Below are 21,614 nucleotides of genomic sequence, written 5' to 3' on the forward strand. Positions count from 1 at the left end.
CGAAGTTGTCGATGCGGTGTGGGCGGGGGGACGGCCAGCCGCTGCAAGGAAAACAAAGTGCGGCGATGTTTCGGCTGCCGTCAGCCGGGTGGCCGATCAACGGCTTTGCCTTCAGGGCCATTTTTAGCGCCCGAGACCATCATAATTTCTTAACACTCGTCAATTTTAATCGCGGCTTAGTTGCCGATTCGATAAAGCTTGTTTTAAATCAATCTTTAAGAGCATTTTATTGGGGGCGGCATATGCGGGCGAGCAATGTGTTTCATAGGACCAGGAAACAGAAGCTTCTTTCAGGCATCTGCTTAGCGGCGCTGAGTCTCGGCTGTCCGTTCGCAACTCCGGTTTCGGCGGCGACTTACACGGCGAACAGTCAGGCGCAGCTGAACGCTGCTATCACGGCTGCGAACGCTGACCGCGACCCGACCGCCACAATCCAGCTGACCGGCACTTTTGCCGTTACATCCGCCACTTTGATCGCGCCCTCGAAACCGATCACCATCGACACAGGCGCGTTCACTCTCGCGGGCAATACCAGCGGCGGCGTTCTTTCCCTTCAGTCCGGAACAGGATCGTTCACATTGGTGGGTAACTTCGTGGGCGGCAATTTGCCGTCCGCCACGCCGAGCGTTGGCCCCGGTGTCGTTCTTCGGAACAGCGTACGCGTGACCAATAACGGTATCATTCAGGGCGCAACCGGCCTGAGCGGAGCCGGCGGGAGCGGCGTAAGTATTTTTATGAGCGCAGCCCCAGGCATTACCTTCGCCAACAACGGAACGGTGCGAGGCGGGACGGGTGCCACCGTCGGCGGCAGCGGGATTATGGTCTCCTCTGCGACCAATGGCGCAATCGTCAACACTGGGTTGGTCGAGGGCGGAAACGGAGCGGAAGGAATCCTGGGTCGCACGTCCAGCGTTAGTCTCAATCTGATTAACAGTGGGACAATCCGCGCAGGCACTGGACAGGCCAACGCGATCTTTCTGACGGCGGGCGCAACGAATGGCATCACGCTGGAACTGCAGGCCGGATCGGTGATCGAAGGCAATGTCGTCGGCAATGCGGCTGTGGCTAATGACACGCTGCGGCTCGGCGGAACCGGCACCGACAGCTTCGACGTCTCCGCCATCGGGCCCGCCGCGCAATACCGGAATTTCGACACATTCGAGAAGATCGGCAGCAGTACGTGGACTCTCACCGGCACGGATACATCAGCCACGAACTGGACCATCTATGACGGTACGCTTACGGTGAACGGAACCGTCGGCGGAACGGTCGATATCCAGGCCGCCGGACGGCTGCAGGGCAACGGTCAAATCGGCACAACCGACAATGCCGGCACCGTCGCACCGGGCAATTCGATCGGCACGCTGACGATATCAGGCAACTATATTGGCAGCGGCGGCACTCTGGAGATCGAGAGCGTGCTCGGCGACGATACATCCGCGACCGACCGCCTCGTCGTCACCGGCAACACATCAGGCACCACCGATGTCAAGGTAATCAACCTCGGAGGCGGTGGCGGACAAACCGTCGAGGGCATCAAAATCGTCGATGTCGGCGGTACCTCGGCCGGCTCCTTCTCGCTGCTCGGCGACTATGTGTTCGAGGGCGATCAGGCCGTTGTCGGCGGCGCCTATGCCTATCGACTTTACCAAGGGGGTGTCAGCACGCCGGCTGACGGCGACTGGTATCTGCGCTCAGCCGTTCTCGATGCCGCCGGCACCGCGACCGGCCCACTCTATTCGCCTGCCGTGCCGCTCTACGAGGCCTATGCCGGCGTGCTGCAGAGCCTCAATGAGTTCGGCACACTGCGCCAGCGCACCGGCGGCCGCGAGGTGGACGGTGGCCAATCCGCCGACGCCGCCCAGAACGACCCTTCCAAGGCGATCTGGACCCGCATCGACGGGACGCATTCGCATTTCGAGCCGGAAACCTCGACGTCCGGCACCGAATATGACGTCAACAGCTGGACGCTGCAGGCCGGCGTCGACGGATTGCTGCACGAAAGCGGGGCGGGCGTGCTGATCGGCGGGCTCAGCTTTCATGTCGATACGGCCTCGGCAGACGTCTCTTCGCGCTTCGGCAAGGGCGACATCGACACCACAGGCTACGGCTTCGACGGCACCTTGACCTGGTACGGCAACAGCGGCTTCTACATCGATACGCAGGCTGGCGTGACCTGGTACAGCAGTGATCTCCAATCCTCGACGCTTCACACCACGCTTGCCGACGACAATGACGGCTTGGGCTATGGGCTCAGCGTCGAAGCCGGCCAGAAGATTGCGCTGACCAACCAATGGTCGCTGACGCCGCAGGCGCAGCTTGCTTATTCCTCCGTGCGTTTCGATGACTTCACCGATACCTATGGCGCCGCCACATCGCTCGACGACGGCGACAGCCTGACCGGCCGTCTCGGCATCTCAGCCGACTATGACAGCGACTGGAAGGATGGCTCCGGAAGGACCAGCCGCTCGAAGCTCTACGGCATCGCCAATCTCTACTACGACTTCCTCGAAGGCTCGGATGTCGATGTCTCCGGGACCAGCCTCGTCAGCGAGAACCAGGCGCTCTGGGGCGGCCTTGGGATGGGAGGCTCGCTCACTTGGGCGGACGACCGCTATGCAGTCAACGGCGAAGCCTTTGCCCGTACCAGCCTCAAGGACTTCGGCGACAGCAACGCCATCGGGGCGAAGGTTGGGTTCAGTGTGAAATGGTAGCGGGATGGCTGCCGGAGCGCCCAGGTCGGAAGTCGACATCAAGGGTCAGGTTGTCAGAATTTCGATCGAGCGAGCAATTGATTTCGTCATGTAGCGATCTACTTTCGCGGCAGTGTCGAGGCTTCGGTATCGGTCGAGGGCTGCACGCAAAGCCGGTGTGACCGTAGGGGGAGAGACTTTGAAATATCTGCGCACGACGCTTGGGCCTAAGAGCAAATCCGAACTTGGGATGATCCTCCCGCACGAACACGTCTTCGTCGACCTCAGGACGCCTGACCAGCCCGGTTATGCTGAAGCAGTGACCGAAGACGTCGTTCGGCTGATGGCCCCCGAAATCGAGCGGATCAAGAAGCTCGGGGTGACGGCACTGGTCGAATGCTCGACGGGCGGCGTCGGACGCCGTGCGGATATCGATCTTGCCGTGTCGCTCGCGACGGATTTTCCGATCGTCGTTCCCACCGGCAATTACCGTGAACCCTGGATTCCCGAATGGGTCCGCCATGCTTCGGAGAAGGAGCTGGAGGCGTGGATGCTTGCCGAGCTGACGGAGCAGATCGACGAGACCGGGTTCCAGGCAGGCTGGATCAAGCTCAGCGCCGGCGATGACGGCATGACGGTGCTCGAGACGAAAATCCTGCGCGCAGCCGCGCGCGCCGCGGCGCAGACAGACGCCGTCATCGGCAGTCATACGATCAGAGGACGGGTCGTCATGGATCAGCTCGATGTCATCGAGGCAGAGGGCTACAGGGCCGACAGGTTCATCTCGATCCATACGCAGGAAGAAAAGGACTTCGCCTATAATGTCGCCGTCGCCGAGCGGGGCGCCTGGATCGAATATGACCACGTCGGCCGGGCCGGGGATGACGAGGTGGCGGAGCTGGTGATCAAGGCGCTGGGGGCGGGCTGCGGCGACCGCCTGTTGCTGAGCCATGACCGGGGCTGGTTCGATCCGGCGCTGCCGATGGGCGGGACACCCAAGCCGTACACCCATCTTTCCACGGCCCTGCTGCCCGAACTGAAACGGCGGGGCATAGACGACGGCACACTGGTGCGCCTGACCCACGACAATCCGTTCGAGGCTTTCGCCCGATAGGGGAGTGGCCGGGCACGATCCAATATCATCTATCCCCAATTGGCTTGCCTCTGTTACTAGACGCACATCGATCCTGCGACATGTTCGTCGATGGCGGAAATGATCTCTTCCCAATCTCCGGGATGAAGTTCGTGGCCGCCACCTTCGATCTTCACGAACTTCGCATCTTTCACAGTCCGCGCGAGTGTCTCTCCGTGCGTCGGCGGAAAGACCGGATCAGCGGTGCCGTGAAGGACGAGAAGCGGCACGTTCATCTCGTTGTGCCGGCCCCGCCATGTCTCGCCGATCTCAAAGAGGACGCTGTGGTTGGTGGCGCTCAGATAGCCTCCGGAGCGGTCGAAGTCCCGTTCGAGGAAGGCTCGAGTTCCGGCTTCGTCGAATGGACGTGCCATTCCGGCGGTCAGGCGCAAATCCTCGACCAGGTACGCGACCGCGTCCGCCCGGTCCGACCAGTCCGCCTCCACGGCCATATGTTCCAGCCAGGCCTCGCCGCTCGGAGGGAAATGGGATGTATCCACACCGACCGGCGAGGTACTGATCGCCGTTAGGGAAAGCACGCGTTCCGAGCTCTTCAGTGCGGCCACCTGCCCGACCATGCCGCCGAGGGAAAAGCCGACGATATGAGCGTTCGGGATTCCGTAACCGTCGAGCACGCGGAAGACGTCATCGACGGCGTCCTCGAAAGTGTAGCCGGGCCGACCGGGCGGATATTTGGTCGAAAGGCCGGAATCGCGCTGGTCGTAGCGGATCACGAAGCGACCCCGTTCGGCGAGCCGGCGGCAGAATTCCTCCGGCCACCACAGCATCGACGCCATTCCGCCCATGATCAGAAGTAACGGCGGCTGGTTCGGATTGCCGAAGCTCTGCGTCGCGAGCTCGACCCCGTCAGTGCGGATCATCAGCCCACTCATGCCAGGCCCTCGCGGTGCAGCGCGGCTTGCACCGCCGGCCGTTGTTCGATCCGTGCGATGTATTCGCCTAGCGGCTCGGGCAGAGTGAATCCGAGTTGAGCTGCGCCCCACGCGAGTTGGAAAAGATAGGCATCAGCGACCGTGAAGGTCTCTCCGAACAGATAGCCCCGCTCAAGTCGGCCGGCGACGAAGCCGAACCAGTGCACTATTTGCTGGCCCGTCGGCTCCCTGGCTTCCTCCGGAAGCGATAGGTAGGTGGGAAAGCGCTTGTGAATCTCGGTTGCGATAAAGCTCAGCATCTCGAGCAGGCGGACGCGGCCCAGATGACCCTGCGGTGCCAACTCCGGTGCGCGGTCGGCGATCCAAGCCAGGATGGCAACATTTTCGGTCAGCACCTCACCATCGTCGAACATAAGGGCGGGCACATAGCCCGTCGGATTGATGTCCATGTATGGACCGCCCCCTTCAATCTGCTTCGTCTCTAGGTCGACCTTGACCAGGTCGAATTGAATTCCAGCCTCCAGCATGGCGATGTGGTCCGCCAAGCTGGAGAATCCGGGCGCAGAGTAAAGTTTCATCCAACCGTTCCTTTCTTCGTTTCATATGCCCATGGTCCAAGAAGAGGTGGGTAGGGTCAGGCGGTTACCCGATCGCCCGCGTTCAGACGTCCTCTTCATGTCCGCATACTGTGGCTAAGGTGGGGGGTGCCGCATCGGGCATATTCAGTAGGACCGGTTTGAAATGCACATCCGGGGGGCAGAGAAATCCAGTCGAACCGACTGAGCGCATCTAGTCGGCGCGCTCTGCATCAACCGCAACTCTGCCTTTGGAAGGCCAGCCTGCTGGTGTTTACTAACCGTTGGGATCGGGCAGCCTGCTGCCGGTTGTACACATGGGATGATTATGGCTTCATCTCTGCAATCTCGAATTCCAGGTATCGGAGCATTTTGTGTCGACTTTGATCGCTCTGGCTTGCTGGGGCTTTTTCAGAAATCGACGGCGATACCAGGATCTATGAGAGGCCGCGCTCTTCGAACAAAAGCGCCATGCTGATCGCATCGATGAACCGACCGTCGATGCGCGCCGCACGCCGGGCGATGCCTTCGCGGGCAAATCCCATCTTTTCGTAGAGAGCGATAGCACGGGCGTTGTCTTCGTAAACATCGAGTTCGACCCTTACGAAACCGGCTTCCTGCGCCGCTTTCAATGTGGTCTGGACGAGCCTTCGTCCCAGACCCCTGCCGCGATAGGCGGGAAGGACCCCCATTCCGAGGTTTCCGCGATGGGCGTGCGACGGGAAAAAATGCCGGCTGATGTCGCACCAACCGACGACCTGGTTCTGCGCGACGGCAACGAATTGCGGATTGCCCTTCGCAATCATGCCCATCACGAACTCACGTGTTTGCGGCAGCGGAGTTGCTTCCAGCATGGACAGGTATTTTTTCTCCCGCGCGACCACGTCGAGCGCATGATGAAAGCTGTCGATATGGGCGGCAGCGATCGGCTCGATCCTGATGCCTGACGTATCCGACGATGCTGCTGCATCCATGTGCTTCTCCTTCAAGGTCGCGAAATGCCTATAGGAGACATGCCGCAGACCCGCACGGGAGCGCATAATTCACGGTCCGTCAACCTTTGCGTGTCAATTTCCAGGTAAGGGGCGCCATCAAAAGGTTGCAGGTGTTGAAGGTCGGGCTCACATCCCACATTACGTTCGTCTTGGTAACGCTCACCTGCGCTGCGGCTGTGTTGCTGTGCGGATTTGCATGGCTCGCGGCGGTGAAGGTCGATGATCTGTCGCTGCGCCGGCAGGCCGACTTCGTTCGGCAGGGACTGGAAGAGCAGCTGGCGGCACTTCCCCGGGAGCAGGAAAGCGTCACCAAATGGGATGATGCCTTCCTTTATGCCAAGCAGCGAAACCATGATTGGCTGCTCGACAATGTCGGCCAGTGGACGAGCCGGTATTTCGGGCACGATAGGACCTATATCTTCGACGATACCAATCGCCTGATGTTTGCGTTCCGCGACGGCGCGGATGCCATGCCGCCACGGCTCGGTGACGATGACGGCCAAGAAATGACCGCTTTCGCCGGAGAGATGCGCGCCGCTCTTGTCGAGCGGGCTGCAGAGCCCGGCGCCGAACCGATTGGTCAACTGGCCACGGTTCGGACGATCATGATCGGCAACAGGCCGGCGATAACAAGCGCGCGTCCCATTCTGCCGGCCTCGGCCAGGATGCAGATCGAAGCGGGCCAGGAGTTCATCGCCGTCTCGGTCAAGTTCATCGATGGAGAAACCGCCGAAAGCATCGCCCATCATGCGCTGCTCGAAGGATTGCATTTCTCGCCTTCGAAAGGTGAGGACGAGCGGGCGCAAGTGCCGGTGTCGTCCCATGATGGCGGCACGATCGGCTATCTCGTCTGGCCGCCTATCCGGCCCGGATTCATGCTGCTTCGGCAGATCGCACCGGCGGGGCTCGGCTGCCTGGCGCTGCTGATCGCCGTCGTGTTCTGGCTCGGACGAGGTCTTCATCGCACCTCGCTGACCCTGCTGGACAGCCAGGCGCAGCTCACCCATCACCGCAACCATCTGGAAGAGATGGTGGCCGATCGGACGACCGAGATCGAAAGGCAGCGAGAGGAACTGGACCGCCTGCTGGTGCATGAGCGCCAGGTGAACGCGCTCCAGCGCCAGTTCGTCGCCATGGCTTCGCACGAGTTTCGCACGCCGCTCGCCATCATCGACGCCGCTGCTCAGCGGCTCTGCCGCTCGACGACCAGCGTCAGCGGCGATTACGTTCACGAAAAAGCCGGCGTGATCCGAAGCGCTGTCGTGCGCATGGTCGACCTGATGGAGAGCATCCTCGCCAGCGGCCGGCTCGAAACCGGACAGATCACACTGAAGCGCAGCGAAGGCGATCTGAAAGCCCTGCTCGTCACCTGCTGCGACAGGCAGCGCCATCTCAGCCGCACGCATGTGTTCCATCTCGATCTTGAGCCAATACCGGATGTATTGACGTTCGACCGCAGCGCGATGGAACAGGTCTTCACCAACCTGATTTCGAACGCCGTCAAATATTCGCCCAACGCGCCTGACATTCATGTTCGCGCCCGGGTCGACGAGAAGACGGTGGAGATCGCCATCTCTGACAGCGGCATCGGTATGGATGCGGAGGATCTGCCGAAGCTATTCCAGCCCTATTATCGCGCCCGCAGCGCGACGGGTATTGCCGGAACGGGCATCGGCCTCAACGTCGTCAAGCAGGTCGTCGAACTGCATGGCGGCACCGTCGAGGTGACCAGCGAGCTCGGCAAGGGCACAACATTCACCATTCTTTTGCCAGTAGAGTTTCTATTGTCGGATCAACAAGTCGCAGCTTAAGGAAGAGCTCATGGTTACAGTCCTGTGCATAGAAGACGAAGTCGAGATCCGGAACCTCCTCGTCGAAGAATTGAGCGAAGCCGGCTATAAGACGCTCGAGGCCTCGAACGGCGCCGAGGGACTGGAAGTGATCCTGTCGAAATGGCCCGATATCGTCATCAGCGACATTTCGATGCCTGTGATGGACGGGCACCAGCTTCTGGCGGAAATTCAGATCAATCACCCGGAGCTTTCCAACATTCCGTTCATCCTGCTGACGGCGCTGACCGACCGGGAAAACACGCTTGCCGGCCTGCGCGGCGGAGCGGCGGACTATCTGACGAAGCCGCTCGACTTCGATCTGCTGCTCGCCAAGCTCGAAGGCTGCGTGACGCGCCTTGCCAACGACAAGGCGGTTCACCGGTCGTTCTGACGTTTGACGGTGGGACGTGCGTGCGGGCTGCGCGACATATCCCGTTCCACGCCTTGCGCGATTTTGCCATTGCCGGTTCAGCCGGCAATGGTTTCCCTGATGGAAGACGATCTTTCAGCAGATGGTTGTTCTCAATGGGCCGGCATCGAAGATCGCGCAATGGCGCTGCGGCCGCATTCCTATTCGAGAAGCCGGTAGACCCCGTGCTTCGTGATGGCCGATCGTTCCTCCGGCTCAAGCCGTTCTGCGAAGGGCGTAGGCGCTTTGCTGCGCGGTCTCGTTCAGATTGAACTGCCTGATCAACTGGCGAAGCGTGGCGCCTTCGTCGGCAAGCGATGCGGAAGCGGCGCTCGCCTCCTCGACCATGGCGGCGTTTTGCTGCGTGGTCTGGTCGAGACTGTTGACGGCCGTATTGATTTCCGCCAGCCCGACCGATTGTTCCCGGGCGGAGACGGCGATGGCCTCGACATGGCGGTTCATGGCAACGATCAGCTCGCCGATGGTTTTCAACGCTTCGCCGGTTTTCGAGACCAGTCCGACGCCGGCCGCGACTTCTCCCGCCGATGCCTGGATCAGCGTTTTGATTTCCTTGGCCGCCTGCGCGGAGCGCTGTGCCAGTTCGCGGACCTCCTGGGCCACCACGGCAAATCCCTTGCCTGCCTCGCCGGCGCGCGCGGCCTCGACACCGGCATTGAGGGCCAAGAGATTGGTCTGGAACGCGATCTCGTCGATCACGCCGATGATGTTGGAAATCTGGCTGGAGGATTGCTCGATCCGGCTCATGGCCTGGACCGCCTGGCTGACGATCTCACCTGATGTCGTCGCACCGGCATTCGCCTGCGCGGCCACCTCGCGCGCTTCCTCGGCGCGCTTTGAGGCGGATGCGACATTGGCTGTGATTTCATCGAGAGCAGCGGCTGTCTGTTCCAGTGCCGCTGCCTGTTGTTCGGTTCGTTTCGCCAGGTCGTTTGCGCTATTGGCGATTTCATTCGAGCCGCCGTCGATATTGACGGCTGATCCTGCCACTTTGGCGAGGGTCTGGCAGAGCTTTGCCACGGCGCCGTTGAAGTCCCGGCGCAGGCCCTCGAAATCCGCATCGAAAGGCTCGCTGATCTGAACGGTGAGATCGCCGCCGGCAAGTTGTTTCAGGCTCTCTGCCAATCCATTGGTGGCTTGTGCCATGGCCGCAGCCCGCGCGCGCTCGGTTTGCTCGCGGCGCTGCCGCTCGGATTCCGTCAGCGCCCGGTTCGTTTCGATATTTTCATCCGCTCTGATTTTGGCAAGCGCCGTCTGCCGAAAGACCTCCACCGCGCCCGCCATCGCGCCTATTTCGTCCGTGCGGCTGGAATAGGGGATCTGCGTGCTGGTGTCGCCGGCGGCCAGCCCGGTCATCGATTGCGTGATCTTGTTGATCGGACGCGAGATCTGGATTGCTACATAGGAGATCGCGCCCGCGACGATCGCAAACACCAGTGCCGTCAATGCCCAGGTCGTCCAGAGAATGTTCGAGTAGGTCGATTGGCTGCTTTCGTAGGACGCCTCGGAGCCATTGACGTTGATCGTCAGCAATTCATCGGCCAGCTCTTCCGCGCGGTCGACGAATGGCTCCATGTCGGAATAGAAGATCACCTTGGCGGCATCGTTGTCGTTCTTGCGGGATTTTTCCAGCATAGGCTCGGACGATTTCTGGTAGCCGGCGGCCTGCTCTTCGATCTGCTGCAGCAGTTGGGCTTCGCGCGGCGAGGATATAAGCGGCCGGTAGGCCGCAATCGCGTCGACAAGCTCAGTGCGCTGAGAGGAAATCTGTGTTTCTGCGGCGGCGATGGCCTGGTCGCTGATCGACATGATATGGTTGGCGTAGTCGAACTTCATGCGTTCCAACTCGAAGCCGATATTGCGGGCTACCGAAACACTCGGCAGCCAGTTCTTGGCGATTGCCGTCGTATCCTGGTTAACCTGCTGCACGCTCCTAAGAGAAAACAGCCCGAAAATCAGGAAGATCAACGCAAACGCTACATTGATGATTATCAGCGAAGTTCGAACCTGTGGCTTGCGCATGCAACACCTTCTTGGAAACAATGATCAGGCCCAAGTTTTAGACTTGTCGATCGTTTAGGGTGTGCGAATTCTAACATTCTGTATTTAAAGAAAAATGAATGTATGTATGAGGCGCGGCGGGTCAGGCGGTGCGTCCGCTGCGCCTTAGCGGATGGCGCTGGTACGAGGACGGTTGTCGCCGAAGGGGGCCCTTTGCGTCTAATGCCTCTCTTGCGTCAGGATATCGCCGAGCACCTCGAAGACACGAGGATCGAGCGTCTGAGATACGTTGAAGCGCATGAAATTCGTTGCCGATTGCGACAGGCTGAATGCGTTTCCGGGAGCCAGAACGATCCTCTTTTCTAAGGCGGCCCGCGCCACATCCGCCGCATCGATGCCGTCGGGCAGCCGGCACCAGAGGAACATTCCGGCCTGCGGCTCCAGCCAGGGCTCTATGCCGAGATTCTTCAGCCTGGCCGAGACCTCGCTCATCGCCCGGGAGAGCCGGTGTCTCAGCGTCTCCATGTGTTTGCGATAGCTGCCGTCGCTCAAGACCGTCAGCACCAGTTCCGCCGTCAGCCGGCCGCCGCCGAAGGAGGTGGCGATCTTGAGGTCTGTCAGGCCGTCGATCCATTCCGGTTTCGCTACGACGAAACCGCAGCGGGCCGAGGCCGACAGGGTTTTCGAGAAGCTGCCGATGTGAATGACCCGCTCGAGCCCGTCGAAGGCGGCAAGGCGGGGTGCCGGCGTATATTCGAAATCGGCGAAGATATCGTCCTCGATGATGGTCAGATCGAACTGATCGGCGAGTTTTAGAACCCGGTGAGCCGTAACGGGAGACAAGGTTGCGCCGGTCGGATTGTGGATGGCGGAGTTGGTGATGTAGAGCCGCGGACGCTCATCGGCGACGACTTGGGCAAACAGCTCGATATCGGGACCGGACGGCGTGTAGGGCACGCCGACGATCTTTGCCCGATGGGCGCGCAGCAGCGCATGGAAATTGAAATAACAGGGATCGTCGACCAGCACCGTGTCGCCGGGTTCCAGCAGGAAACGGCAGAGCAGATCGATTGCCTGCGTGCCGGAATCGGCCAGCAAGATTTGGTCCGGGGAGGCTTCGATCCCGCGTTCGCCCATGCGCCGCGAAATCAGCTGGCGCAGCTGCGGCAAGCCGAGCGGCGAGCCGTAATCGGCAAGTGCCGGCCCGTCGGCGCGGGCAAGCGTTCTGAGCCCGCGGCGCATACCGTCCCCCGGCAGCCAGGAAGGCGGCAGCCAGCCGCAGCCGGGCTTCAGATCGGCTTCGCCCGCCTCCAGCGATTGCCGCGATATCCAGAACGGGTCGACGGCGCGGTCGAGCTTCGGCCCGGCCTCGGCAAGCGCAAAGGGCGCTGCCTGGTTGGCGACGTAGAATCCCGAGCCTGGTCTTGCCAGGATCGCGCCTTCGGCAACCAACCGCTCATAGGCGTCGACGACGGTCGAAGTCGACAGCTTCAACGTCGCAGCCAGCCCTCGGACGGATGGTAGCTTTGCGCCCGGCGTCAGGCTGCGCCCGGCGATGCGCTGCCTGATCGTCGCGGCGACCATCTCCACGCGTGTGCGTCCTTCGTTCATCCGTATTGCTTCCTGCACCATTACAGTTTCGCGAAATTGTAGCAGACTGTGACTGTCCTAACCATCCGTGTTGGCCGATAAGAGCTACAGAATGAAGGAGTGCACCATGGACCGCATGGCATCGGGATGGATCAATGGTTTTATCGGGGTGGTGATCTTCAGCGGATCGCTGCCGGCGACGCGCGTGGCGGTGATGCAGTTCGATCCGGTCTTCCTCACGGTGGCGCGGGCGGCGATCGCCGGCTTTCTTGCGCTCGGCCTGCTGATCGCTTTTAGAGAGAAGCGGCCGAGCCGGCGCGACATTCTCTCCCTGGCGGTCGTGGCGCTCGGCGTCGTGGTCGGCTTTCCCCTATTGACGGCACTGGCGCTGCAGCACGTCACCTCCGCCCATTCGATCGTCTTCATCGGCCTGCTGCCACTCGCGACCGCGATCTTCGGCGTGATCCGTGGCGGAGAACGGCCGAAGCCGGCATTCTGGCTGTTCTCCGTCCTCGGCAGCGCGCTGGTGGCGGGATTCGCACTGACGCAGGGACTGACGGCGTCGCCGGTCGGCGATCTGCTGATGCTGGCGGCTGTCGTTGTCTGCGGCCTCGGTTATGCCGAAGGCGGCAAGCTTTCGCGCACACTCGGCGGATGGCAGGTGATTTCCTGGGCGCTCGTGCTGTCGCTGCCGGTGACGGTCGCGGTCGCGCTTTTCCATCGGCCGGCAACCTTCACCGGTATCGAAATGCCGGCGCTGCTCGGCCTTGCCTACGTCTCGCTGTTTTCCATGCTGATCGGCTTCATCTTCTGGTATCGCGGCCTGTCGCAGGGCGGCATCGCCGCCGTCGGCCAACTGCAGCTGCTCCAGCCGTTCTTCGGGCTGGGGCTCGCGGCAACCCTGCTGCACGAGCCCGTGACCTGGACCATGCTCGCCGTCACGGTCGCTGTCATTCTCTGCGTGGCCGGCGCCCGCAGGTTTGCGCGGTAGGGGAGGATCGTGACGCTCTCTCTGTCCTCAGGTTCGGTCGAAAACCTCGGGCTGCAATTTCCCAATCTTCATCAGATGCTGCAACGTGTATGATATTGACAGAGCGTCGTCGAGCCCGTCATGTCCACGCAATGGAGGATGGTCAACGCCGTAGTAGTTGGCCAGTTTGTTGCTGGGTGTCTTTGCCAAATCCTCGATCGGCATGCCCGCAGCGATGAGAAGCTTGACGGCGTTGTCGAAGCGGCGGGCCGGGATGGAAGGCTGAATGCCTGCGACATAGCAGCTGATGGCCAACATGTTCAACTCGTCCTTGCCCCACGACCAAAACCGGGCGCCGCCCGAGAAGCTGTCGATGCCGGAAAGTGCATCCTCCAACGCCACGCCATGGGCGTCGATATCCTCTTCGGTGATGCCGGTCAGATTGGTGAAATAAGGATCGAGCGGATACTTCTCGCCGAAGCGATCGATGGGCCGAACATAGGACTTGTACGTATCGAGGATCGGAAACTCGCCTTCGAGGCCAAGCTTGACGGCACCGATCTGCGCAATGACAGGATCGGGATCGTGGGCCGCGCACCAAAATCTGCGTTGCGAGCCTTCCAGGCAAAGAAATTCACAGTCGAATATGATGGCGGTCTTCATCGTCGACGCTCCTCTGACAAATTATCCGGATTAGTTTAAGGACGAATCCAACGCATGGAGCGCATCCAGATGCAAGCGCCCGGCGTCTCTTTGGAGGCCTGTGGCCGCCGGCCAAGCGTGCCACCTACAGGTGCTGCCTCGACAATTTCGCTCACCCGTTTTCGTCGACCGTGGCAAACTGCGATGGCGGTGATCGCGGCATTTCTCGCGAGATCACCATCCACCTGCTGAATTCAGACGGAGGCTCTGCAATGACCGAAACGGGTCGGATCCTTGGTTCGGGTAAAGAGGCCGAGGTCTTCGAATATGGCACCTTGGCGCTGAAGCTGTACAGGCGAGCCGCCTCCAAGGCTTCGTCATTCAGGGAGGCTGCGAACCTGTCGATCCTTGAGAGGCTTGCGCTGCCGACGCCAAAGGTCCACGCGATCGGTGAATTCGATGGGCGCTGGGGCGTGTTGATGGATCGCGCGCCCAGCTCCTGTTTTGCCGACCAATTCGTCTCGACGGCAGGAAGAGCGCCGCTTGAAGACATGGCGCAACTGCATCGAAGCATTCACGAAAAACCCGGCGACGGGTTGCCGTCTCTCATGGCCAGGCTTTCCGCCAGGATCCGGCGAGCCGAGGGGCTGGATGCTGCGTCCAGAAAGCGGCTCCTGTTGGAACTCGATTCCCTTCCGGATGGCGACAGGGTGTGTCACGGCGATTTTCACCCCTGGAATATTCACGGGTCGGGGCAGGGGTTCATGATCGTCGACTGGCTCGACGCCTGCTGCGGCAATCCTCTGGCCGATGTCTGCCGAACATACGTCCTGTTGCACCATGCGATGCCGGACAGGGCGATGGGCTATGTCGAAGCTTACGCCTCGGTCACCGGATCGGAAGTCAGCGGCATTCTGGCCTGGCTTCCCGCGATTGCTGCCGCCCGGCTGACGGAAGGCGTTGCAAACGAAAATGATGAGCTGCTGCGGTTGGCTGGCCTTGGCCCATAACTGTCGAAGCTCCAAACAAGTTGGTCTCCGCTTTGCGCGAAGCCGCCATTGCGGCCGGCTATCGGCCTGGCGGATCTATTCGCTGTTTCCTCGGCCCTTTGCTTCCCGCACCAGGTCCGGCATTCCGTCATGCGGACCGAGGGCATGGGTTGGATGGTCATCCCACCAATCATCGTGCAGTGGTCGGCGGTGAGGGTGGAGTGGATAGAAAATGCGGTTCTCGGTCTCGTGGCGCTCGCCGACGACGAGGAGATGCACTTCGGCTTGCGTGTTGTTGAGGAAACTATGGGCGATCCCGGTGCCGGCAGGAAATCCGACGGCGTCGCCGGGCTTCAGCCGATAGAGATGGCCATCGAGCCAGACGTCGGGCGCGCCTTCGATGACATAGACGAATTCTTCCTCGGCGCTCTCGGCATGCGGAAAGGACGTGCGCCGGCCAGGCGGCAAGCGCTCGTGATGAATGCCCAATTTCGCCAGGCCGAAATAACGTCCGAAAGGCGCACCGATGCTCATCAACTCGTCGTCATCGTCATAGTGCGAGTCGTCAGGCCGTTCGATCTCGCTCCAGTGGACGACAAAGGAGGGGCGCTCCGACGTTGCCATGGTAATCCTCCTGATGTGAGAGGTTCAGATGATTGAGGACACGGACATGCTGCCGTGAATGGAAGGCGACCGCAAGGGCGAAACGGCGGCCGCACGCAAGCGGTGTTGTTGGTCGTCGCTCGGCTCAGACGCGCCTTTCACCTTAACCCTCTCCCGGTCAACGGGGTCCGAAGGGCGGCGCCGGCAAAGCGAATTCTTAATCAATGGGCAGCCAAACGCACGGTTCCTCCATTCCTGCGACGAGCACAGGAATGGGAAGAAAGGTGGTGCCGGCCTCATCACTGATTATACGAACGGTTCACTTGGCAGGCACGACGAGCGGCGCCCCTTTGCGGACGATGTAGGTCGCCAATTCCGACGCCTTGCCGCTGCCGACGTTCTTCGCCGAGTGAGCGACGCCCGTGGGAATGAACAAGGATTGGCCGGCCTTCAGGGTCACCGGCTCACTGCCTTCGAGCTGGTATTCCAGCGTGCCCTCGAGGACGAAGGCGACTTCCTCGCCGGGATGCGAGTGGTTCGGCGCGAGAACGCCCGGGGCGATATCGACGCGGACCTGAACGACCTCGTGGCCGGGCACGTCGATATCGTTCTTGATGAGATCGGTGCGCTGTATCGGCTGTTCCGCGTGTGCTGAAGCTGCGCCGCCGAGAACAAGGGCGAGCGCGATAGCCTGGATCATTTTCATTGTGTCATCCTTCCTGAATTGACCATTTGTCGGCTCATCGGCCGCATCGGGATTTAAGTCGATGATTGAACCAGGGATGTGTCGGCAAACCCGCATTTTTGTAAGCCAGTGTATCTGCGGCAGAGCGGGTTTGGTGTCGGTCTGCATGAGGCTGAATGGCTGGAGAACGGCTGCTCTTTGCGACATGGGGATGATTTTTTTGCCAGGCAGTGCAGACGTCCCGTCGCGCCGCACTTGCCAACCTGCCGTCATTTGAGGAAATAGCGTTGCATCGACATGAGGAGGTGGCATGCAAATCGTCCTGATCACCGGGCCGGCCGGCGTCGGAAAATCCACCTTGTGCTGGGAGATGAGCGCTCAGCTTGCCGCTGAAGGCGTGGCGCATGCGGTTGTCGAAACGGACGAACTCGATCGCGTGTTCCCGCGCCCCAGCCCGGAGGATCTCGAGAAAATCCTGCCTGGAACGATCGACGTCAGCAGCATCAACCTGGCGGCGATCTGGTCGACATACCGGGCCTTGGGGCACTCGCTCCTGATCATGTCAGGCGTCATGATGCACCTCGCTTTCGACCGGCGATGGATTCTGGCCGCCATACCCGACGCAGAGATCACGGTGGTTCGCCTGGCCGCCACGGAGCCAACGATCCTGGCGCGCCTCGCCCAGCGCGAGGTTGGCTCCGGTGCGCAAGAGCAGGCAGAGCGCTCGCTTCGACAAATCCGGCGCATGGCGAGCGAAGACGCCACGGGCATGATCGTCATGCACACGGACGGCAAGACGCCCGAGACGCTGTCGAAGGCGGTTTTGCGGGAGGTGGGCTGGCTGGGGAATTGAGGCAAATGGTTGCCGAGGTGGTGTACCACGGATGGGCTCTCGCGCTGGCCAAGGAGAAGGGGACCGAGGCACCGTCACTCACGCCGCCGACGACGAACCCGAGACCCTTACACCCGTCAGGCTGGCAATATCCGTAACGCCGCCCGAGGATTCGAAATCGAACATTTTTTGGGTGACGAGGGCGGCCGCCCCCCGGGCCCAGGAATTGTCCTCCCAGTCGGGCAGAAGGGGCGGGGCAGTCCTGAAGGTGCGGGCGGCCAGCGCCTCGCGCAGCGGCGTCAGGAAGGGGTCGCCAAGGGAGACGGCTTCGCCGCCGGCGACGATGACTTCGGGGTCGGTGATGTTGACGAGATTGGCAAGGGCGGTGCCGATACTGCGGCCTGAATGCTCGACGAGGGCGAGGGCGGCGGCTTCCCCGGATGCCAAGGCTTCGTAGAGCTCCGCGAGCCCTTGCTCCGGCCCGCGGCCGGTCTCCTCGCGCCAGCGTCTCAGCATCGATGCTTCCGAGTGATAGGCCATCAGACAGCCGCGCTTGCCGCATTCGCAGAGCCGGCCGTTCTCCTCATAGAGAGTGTGGCCGAACTTGCCGGCCGCGCCGTTTGCGCCGCGATAGAGCTTGCCGTCGATGACGAGCGCGCAGCTGATGCCGACGCCAACGGCCAGAACCGCCATGTTGCGATGCTGGCGGCCGAGCCCGAAGAGCTGCTGGGCAATGGCGTAGGCATTGGTGTCGTCTTCCAGCCAGACCGGCACATGGACGCGGCTGGCGACCAGTGAGGCGAGGGGGACATTGTCCCATTTGAATCGGTAGCTGCGGACGCAGGCCGTCTGTTCGTGGTTGATGACGCCGGGCATGGAGATGCCGATGCCGGCGAGCTTGGCGTCGGGCCGGCCGGCGAGTTTCACCAGTTCGGGCACGGTACCCGCCAGCAGGTCGGCGACCTTATCGGGGTCGTGGCCGTCGAGGCTTACTCGCATGGCGGCGACCGGGTTGGTGGCAAGGTCGGTTGCCACGCACTCCACCGAATCGACCATCAGCTTGAAGCCGACGGCGAGCGCGTGCTCGTAGTTGATATCCACGGGGATCGGACGGCGGCCGGTGAGGCCGGGCACGGTCTTCCCTTCGATGACGATGCCTTCCTCCAGAAGGTCGGCGACAACGAAGGTGACGGCGGCGGGGCTGAGGCCGATGACGGTTGCGATATCGGCGCGGCTCCTTGGCCCCTCGCGGCGGAGGAGGTTGAGTATGAGGCGTCGGTTCATGGCTCTCGCCGTGGTCTGGTCGCCTTTCAGCTTCACGATACATTCCTTAATTTTGTAAATTAATTATTGCGGGCTGGTTCGATATATGCATAAGTTTGGCCGCCGATCAACTCAGCCAGGTGGATTATACGCCGGGATCGCGGGGCGGATCGCAGCGTTGAATGCCTGATCGAGCGCTTCGTGGAGGAGGCGCCGGGACGGTGGTGTTGATCGATCAACTGGGAGGAATTCAATGGCATTTTCGAAGCAATTTCCGTCGACGACCCGCAGAAGCTTCCTGAAGGGCGCTGGCGTGGTGTCTGCCGCTGCGGTCACCGGCAGTTTTCCGATCCCTGCGATCGCGCAGACCCAAGAGGTCACGATGATCTCGGCCGAAAACAATGGCGCTGCGCTCGACGCGCTGAAGGCGATCGCCGCAAGCTTCAGCAAGGAAGCCGGCGTCAACGTCGTCATCAACAATATGGATCACGAGGCCCACAAGACGGCCATTCGCAACTATCTCGTCGCCGGCGCGCCTGACGTCTGCTCCTGGTTTTCGGGAAACCGCATGCGCGCCTTCGTCAAGCGCGGCCTGTTTGACGACATCTCCGACCTTTTCGAGAAGGAGAAGTACAAGGATGTGCTGGGTGCCACGGCCGGCGCCGTCACCGACGGGGGCAAACAATATGGCCTTCCCACCGGCGGCACGCTCTGGGGCATGTTCTACCGCAAGGATGTGTTCGAGCAGCATGGTCTGACCGTGCCGAAGACGGCCGAAGAGTTCATGGCCTATGGCGACAAGTGCAAGGCCGCGGGCATCACGCCGGTCGCGATCGGCACCAAGGAATTGTGGCCGGCGGCCGGCTGGTTCGACCAGATGAACCTGCGTGTCAACGGCCTCGACAAGCATATGGCGCTGATGAACGGCGAGATGAGCTATCTCGATCCCGCGTTGACGGCGGTTTTCGACCAGTGGGAGGCGATGATTTCGAAGGGGTTCTTCACGGAGAACCATACGTCCTTCGGCTGGCAGGAGGCCGCGGCGCTGCTGGCGCAGAAGAAGGCCGGCATGATGAACCTCGGCGCTTTCCTGCGCTCGGCTTTCACCGCCGAAGATCTGCCGCAGCTCTCCTATGCGACCTTCCCGGTGCTCGACGCCAAGGTCGGCCACTTCGAGGAATTCTCGGTCAATTCGATCCACATTCCCGCAAAGGCCAAGAACAAGCAGGGCGCACGCGACTTCCTCGCTTATTTCTACAAGCCGGAGAATCTGGCGGCCTATCTGGAGCCGGGCGGCAACGTGCCGCCACGCAGCGATCTGCCGCCGAGCAAGGATCCGCTGGTGAATATCGCGGTCGAGACGATGAAGACGGTGCAGGGCACGTCGCAATACTACGACCGCGACAGCGACCCCGACATGGCGCAGGCGGGTCTTGTCGGCTTCCAAGAGTTCATGGCCAAACCCGACCGGCGCAACGCCATCCTGACGCGCCTCGAAGGCACGCGCAAGCGCATCTACAAGATTTAAGGGGCGGGTGCGGCCCACGCCTGGTTCTTCGCCTTGAGGCTGCCCCTCACCCTAACCCTCTCCCCGTAAACGGGGCGAGGGGACGTGCCATACGAGAGGCTAGTGGGGAACCGAGAGGTTGCTGCATATCCCCTTCGCCCCGTTGACGGGGAGAAGGTGGCGGCAGCCGGATGAGGGGCAGGTCGCCGCTTGCTTTTGTCGTAAATGAGGCTCCTGATATGTTGATGTTATGGCGCCGCCAGCGTTGGTGGCTCACCCCGACTTTGCTCATCGCGCCCGCGATCGTGCTGTTCTTCACGGTCATCCTGCTGTCGGCCGTCAGGAGCCTCTGGATCAGCCTGCACGACTGGGATGGCTTTGGCCCGATGGTGTGGATCGGCTTCGGCAATTACGTCGAGCTTTACAACGATCCGCAATTCTACGTGTCGCTGAAGAACAACCTGATCTGGCTGGTGATGTTCATGGCGGCACCACCTCTCGGGCTCGCCATCGCGCTGCTGGTCAACCAGAAAATCCGCGGCATGCGCTTCCTGAAGTCGCTGTTCTTCATTCCGCTGGTGCTTGCCTCCGTGACGGTCGGCGTCGTCTTCACCTGGGTCTATACGCCGGAGTTCGGGTTGCTGGCGCTGATCTTCAGGGCGTTCGGGGCAACGGCGCCAGCGGTTCTCTCCGACGAGCATTTCGTCACTTTCGCGATCGTGATTGCAGCACTCTGGCCGCAGATTACCTTCTGCATGGTGCTCTATCTCGCCGGTCTCAACAATTTGAGCGAAGAGCTGATCGGGGCAGGGCGGGTCGACGGGGCGAGAGGCTGGAACATGTTGCGGCACATCGTGCTGCCTCAGTTGACCCAGGTCACCTTCATTGCCATTGCCGTCACCGTCGTCGGAGCGCTTCGCTCCTTCGACATGGTGTCGGTGATGACGAACGGCGGCCCGTTCGGTTCGTCCTCGGTTCTCGCCTACCAGATGTTCGAACAGTCGATCTTCTCCTACCGCTTCGGTTACGGCGCGGCGATCGCCTCGGTGCTGTTCGTGATCATGGCCGTCTTCATCGTCTGGTATCTCAGCCGCATCATCCATACCGAAGAAAGGGGAGGCTGATGTATCCTCGTCCCATTCCCGATGCCGCCATCTGGCAGCGCCGTCTCTACGTGCTTGCCGTCGTCATCGTGCTGCTGCTCTGGCTCTGCCCGCTATTTGCGATCATCCTCACCTCGTTCCGCTCGACCGCAGATGTGATGGGCGGCAATCTGTGGGGATGGCCGACCGGCATCGGCGTCATCGACAATTATACTGATGTCTTCACGCAGACACCGATGGCCCGCTACTTCCTCAACAGCCTGACGATCACCATTCCCTCGGTGATCGGCGTGCTGGTGCTCTCCACGCTGGCCGGCTATGTGCTGTCGCGCTATCGCTTTCCCGGCAACATGCTGATCTTCGCGCTGTTCGTCGGCGGCAATTTCCTGCCGCACCAGATCATGATGATCCCGGTGCGCGACCTGATGGTCCGGCTCGACCTGATCGATACGACGGCGGCGCTGATCATCTTCCATGTGGCCTTCCAGACCGGCTTTGCGACGCTATTCATGCGCAATTTCATCGCGGCATTGCCCGATGAACTGTTCCAGGCGGCGCGCGCCGAGGGGGCGTCTCCCTTCCAGACCCTATGGCATGTGGCGATCCCGCTGGTGCGGCCGGCGCTTGCCGCACTCGCCATCCTGATCTTCACCTTCATCTGGAACGATTACTTCTGGGCTGTGGTGCTGACCGTCAGCGACTCCGTCAAGCCTGTGACCGCCGGCCTTGCCAATCTTCGCGGCGAGTGGGTCTCGGCCTGGAACCTGATTTCCGCCGGCACGATCGTCGTCGCCGTGCCGCCCGTCGTCATGTTCTTCCTGATGCAGCGGCACTTCATCGCCGGTCTGACGATGGGGGCGGTGAAGGGATGAGCGATCTCCT

Annotated in this window: 19 protein-coding genes; 10 read left to right on the forward strand and 9 right to left on the reverse strand. The window is 61.4% G+C overall.

Annotated features, from left to right (window positions below):
• Positions 1-734: 734 nt before the first annotated feature.
• Together B5P46_RS19130 and B5P46_RS19135 are read left to right on the forward strand one after the other, a co-directional pair.
• Positions 735-2,714, forward strand: coding sequence for an autotransporter outer membrane beta-barrel domain-containing protein (locus B5P46_RS19130; protein ID WP_245456191.1), 1,980 nt, complete (start codon positions 735-737; stop codon positions 2,712-2,714).
• Positions 2,715-2,892: 178 nt separating this feature from the next.
• The gene (locus B5P46_RS19135; RefSeq protein WP_129420085.1) at positions 2,893-3,807 is read left to right on the forward strand and encodes a phosphotriesterase family protein; all 915 of its coding nucleotides are present in this window, start codon (positions 2,893-2,895) and stop codon (positions 3,805-3,807) included.
• Positions 3,808-3,863: 56 nt separating this feature from the next.
• Here the strand turns inward: B5P46_RS19135 and B5P46_RS19140 are convergent, their stop codons facing one another.
• The 3 genes from B5P46_RS19140 to B5P46_RS19150 form a co-directional block, all read right to left on the reverse strand.
• Entirely contained in the window at positions 3,864-4,718 is an 855-nt protein-coding gene (locus tag B5P46_RS19140) for an alpha/beta fold hydrolase (protein ID WP_129420086.1), read from the reverse strand.
• Positions 4,715-5,296, reverse strand: coding sequence for a glutathione S-transferase N-terminal domain-containing protein (locus tag B5P46_RS19145; RefSeq protein ID WP_129420087.1), 582 nt, complete (start codon positions 5,294-5,296; stop codon positions 4,715-4,717). The genes B5P46_RS19140 and B5P46_RS19145 overlap by 4 nt, the downstream gene beginning before the upstream one ends.
• A 434-nt stretch (positions 5,297-5,730) precedes the next feature.
• Positions 5,731-6,267: a GNAT family N-acetyltransferase gene (locus B5P46_RS19150; RefSeq protein ID WP_129420088.1), complete on the reverse strand. Its 537-nt coding sequence runs from the start codon at positions 6,265-6,267 to the stop codon at positions 5,731-5,733.
• Between the two features lie 86 nt (positions 6,268-6,353).
• On the opposite strand from B5P46_RS19150, the gene B5P46_RS19155 reads away from it, so the two are divergent.
• Positions 6,354-8,099 carry a sensor histidine kinase gene (locus tag B5P46_RS19155; RefSeq protein WP_129420089.1) on the forward strand — a complete coding sequence of 582 codons (1,746 nt, stop codon included), beginning with the start codon at positions 6,354-6,356 and terminating at the stop codon, positions 8,097-8,099.
• A gap of 10 nt (positions 8,100-8,109) precedes the next feature.
• Positions 8,110-8,511, forward strand: a complete 402-nt coding sequence (locus B5P46_RS19160) for a response regulator (RefSeq protein ID WP_129420090.1) — start codon at positions 8,110-8,112, stop codon at positions 8,509-8,511.
• A 234-nt stretch (positions 8,512-8,745) separates the two neighbouring features.
• On the opposite strand, the gene B5P46_RS19165 is transcribed toward B5P46_RS19160, so the two are convergent.
• Positions 8,746-10,569 carry a methyl-accepting chemotaxis protein gene (locus B5P46_RS19165; RefSeq protein ID WP_129420091.1) on the reverse strand — a complete coding sequence of 608 codons (1,824 nt, stop codon included), beginning with the start codon at positions 10,567-10,569 and terminating at the stop codon, positions 8,746-8,748.
• Between the two features lie 198 nt (positions 10,570-10,767).
• Entirely contained in the window at positions 10,768-12,180 is a 1,413-nt protein-coding gene (locus tag B5P46_RS19170; protein ID WP_129420092.1) for a PLP-dependent aminotransferase family protein, read from the reverse strand.
• 85 nt (positions 12,181-12,265) lie between these two features.
• Between B5P46_RS19170 and B5P46_RS19175 the strand changes: the two genes are divergently transcribed.
• Entirely contained in the window at positions 12,266-13,129 is an 864-nt protein-coding gene (locus tag B5P46_RS19175; protein ID WP_129420093.1) for a DMT family transporter, read from the forward strand.
• A gap of 27 nt (positions 13,130-13,156) precedes the next feature.
• On the opposite strand, the gene B5P46_RS19180 is transcribed toward B5P46_RS19175, so the two are convergent.
• On the reverse strand, positions 13,157-13,771 hold the full coding sequence (locus tag B5P46_RS19180) for a 3'-5' exonuclease (RefSeq protein ID WP_129420094.1): 615 nt from the start codon (positions 13,769-13,771) through the stop codon (positions 13,157-13,159).
• A 251-nt stretch (positions 13,772-14,022) separates the two neighbouring features.
• Between B5P46_RS19180 and B5P46_RS19185 the strand changes: the two genes are divergently transcribed.
• On the forward strand, positions 14,023-14,760 hold the full coding sequence (locus tag B5P46_RS19185; RefSeq protein ID WP_129420095.1) for a phosphotransferase family protein: 738 nt from the start codon (positions 14,023-14,025) through the stop codon (positions 14,758-14,760).
• Between the two features lie 75 nt (positions 14,761-14,835).
• Here B5P46_RS19185 and B5P46_RS19190 read toward each other — a convergent pair whose 3' ends face one another.
• Both B5P46_RS19190 and B5P46_RS19195 read right to left on the reverse strand, forming a co-directional pair.
• Positions 14,836-15,363: a cupin domain-containing protein gene (locus tag B5P46_RS19190; RefSeq protein ID WP_129420096.1), complete on the reverse strand. Its 528-nt coding sequence runs from the start codon at positions 15,361-15,363 to the stop codon at positions 14,836-14,838.
• Positions 15,364-15,661: 298 nt separating this feature from the next.
• Positions 15,662-16,048, reverse strand: coding sequence for a cupin domain-containing protein (locus B5P46_RS19195; RefSeq protein WP_129420097.1), 387 nt, complete (start codon positions 16,046-16,048; stop codon positions 15,662-15,664).
• A gap of 289 nt (positions 16,049-16,337) precedes the next feature.
• On the opposite strand from B5P46_RS19195, the gene B5P46_RS19200 reads away from it, so the two are divergent.
• Positions 16,338-16,880 (forward strand): AAA family ATPase, encoded by a 543-nt coding sequence (locus tag B5P46_RS19200; protein WP_129420098.1) that lies wholly within the window; start codon positions 16,338-16,340, stop codon positions 16,878-16,880.
• 78 nt (positions 16,881-16,958) lie between these two features.
• Here the strand turns inward: B5P46_RS19200 and B5P46_RS19205 are convergent, their stop codons facing one another.
• The gene (locus B5P46_RS19205) at positions 16,959-18,179 is read right to left on the reverse strand and encodes an ROK family protein (RefSeq protein WP_129420099.1); all 1,221 of its coding nucleotides are present in this window, start codon (positions 18,177-18,179) and stop codon (positions 16,959-16,961) included.
• Between the two features lie 196 nt (positions 18,180-18,375).
• On the opposite strand from B5P46_RS19205, the gene B5P46_RS19210 reads away from it, so the two are divergent.
• The 3 genes from B5P46_RS19210 to B5P46_RS19220 all read left to right on the forward strand — a co-directional run bounded on the left by B5P46_RS19210 (position 18,376) and on the right by B5P46_RS19220 (position 21,604).
• Positions 18,376-19,650, forward strand: coding sequence for an ABC transporter substrate-binding protein (locus B5P46_RS19210; protein WP_129420100.1), 1,275 nt, complete (start codon positions 18,376-18,378; stop codon positions 19,648-19,650).
• A 218-nt stretch (positions 19,651-19,868) separates the two neighbouring features.
• Entirely contained in the window at positions 19,869-20,753 is an 885-nt protein-coding gene (locus B5P46_RS19215) for a carbohydrate ABC transporter permease (RefSeq protein WP_027668894.1), read from the forward strand.
• The gene (locus B5P46_RS19220) at positions 20,753-21,604 is read left to right on the forward strand and encodes a carbohydrate ABC transporter permease (protein WP_129420101.1); all 852 of its coding nucleotides are present in this window, start codon (positions 20,753-20,755) and stop codon (positions 21,602-21,604) included. The genes B5P46_RS19215 and B5P46_RS19220 overlap by 1 nt, the downstream gene beginning before the upstream one ends.
• Positions 21,605-21,614 lie beyond the last annotated feature (10 nt).

This window comes from Rhizobium leguminosarum, assembly GCF_004123835.1.
Classification (GTDB): Bacteria; Pseudomonadota; Alphaproteobacteria; order Rhizobiales; family Rhizobiaceae; genus Rhizobium; species Rhizobium leguminosarum_M.

What these genes read in the sequence shown, in the direction of transcription:
- B5P46_RS19130 (WP_245456191.1), top strand. Translation starts at nt 735, where the DNA reads ATGAGCGCAGCCCCAGGCATTACCTTCGCCAACAACGGAACGGTGCGA.
- B5P46_RS19140 (WP_129420086.1), bottom strand. Translation starts at nt 4,718, where the DNA reads ATGAGTGGGCTGATGATCCGCACTGACGGGGTCGAGCTCGCGACGCAG.
- B5P46_RS19145 (WP_129420087.1), bottom strand. Translation starts at nt 5,296, where the DNA reads ATGAAACTTTACTCTGCGCCCGGATTCTCCAGCTTGGCGGACCACATC.
- B5P46_RS19150 (WP_129420088.1), bottom strand. Translation starts at nt 6,267, where the DNA reads ATGGATGCAGCAGCATCGTCGGATACGTCAGGCATCAGGATCGAGCCG.
- B5P46_RS19160 (WP_129420090.1), top strand. Translation starts at nt 8,110, where the DNA reads ATGGTTACAGTCCTGTGCATAGAAGACGAAGTCGAGATCCGGAACCTC.
- B5P46_RS19165 (WP_129420091.1), bottom strand. Translation starts at nt 10,569, where the DNA reads ATGCGCAAGCCACAGGTTCGAACTTCGCTGATAATCATCAATGTAGCG.
- B5P46_RS19170 (WP_129420092.1), bottom strand. Translation starts at nt 12,180, where the DNA reads ATGGTGCAGGAAGCAATACGGATGAACGAAGGACGCACACGCGTGGAG.
- B5P46_RS19175 (WP_129420093.1), top strand. Translation starts at nt 12,266, where the DNA reads ATGGACCGCATGGCATCGGGATGGATCAATGGTTTTATCGGGGTGGTG.
- B5P46_RS19180 (WP_129420094.1), bottom strand. Translation starts at nt 13,771, where the DNA reads ATGAAGACCGCCATCATATTCGACTGTGAATTTCTTTGCCTGGAAGGC.
- B5P46_RS19185 (WP_129420095.1), top strand. Translation starts at nt 14,023, where the DNA reads ATGACCGAAACGGGTCGGATCCTTGGTTCGGGTAAAGAGGCCGAGGTC.
- B5P46_RS19190 (WP_129420096.1), bottom strand. Translation starts at nt 15,363, where the DNA reads ATGGCAACGTCGGAGCGCCCCTCCTTTGTCGTCCACTGGAGCGAGATC.
- B5P46_RS19195 (WP_129420097.1), bottom strand. Translation starts at nt 16,048, where the DNA reads ATGAAAATGATCCAGGCTATCGCGCTCGCCCTTGTTCTCGGCGGCGCA.
- B5P46_RS19200 (WP_129420098.1), top strand. Translation starts at nt 16,338, where the DNA reads ATGCAAATCGTCCTGATCACCGGGCCGGCCGGCGTCGGAAAATCCACC.
- B5P46_RS19210 (WP_129420100.1), top strand. Translation starts at nt 18,376, where the DNA reads ATGGCATTTTCGAAGCAATTTCCGTCGACGACCCGCAGAAGCTTCCTG.
- B5P46_RS19215 (WP_027668894.1), top strand. Translation starts at nt 19,869, where the DNA reads ATGTTGATGTTATGGCGCCGCCAGCGTTGGTGGCTCACCCCGACTTTG.
- B5P46_RS19220 (WP_129420101.1), top strand. Translation starts at nt 20,753, where the DNA reads ATGTATCCTCGTCCCATTCCCGATGCCGCCATCTGGCAGCGCCGTCTC.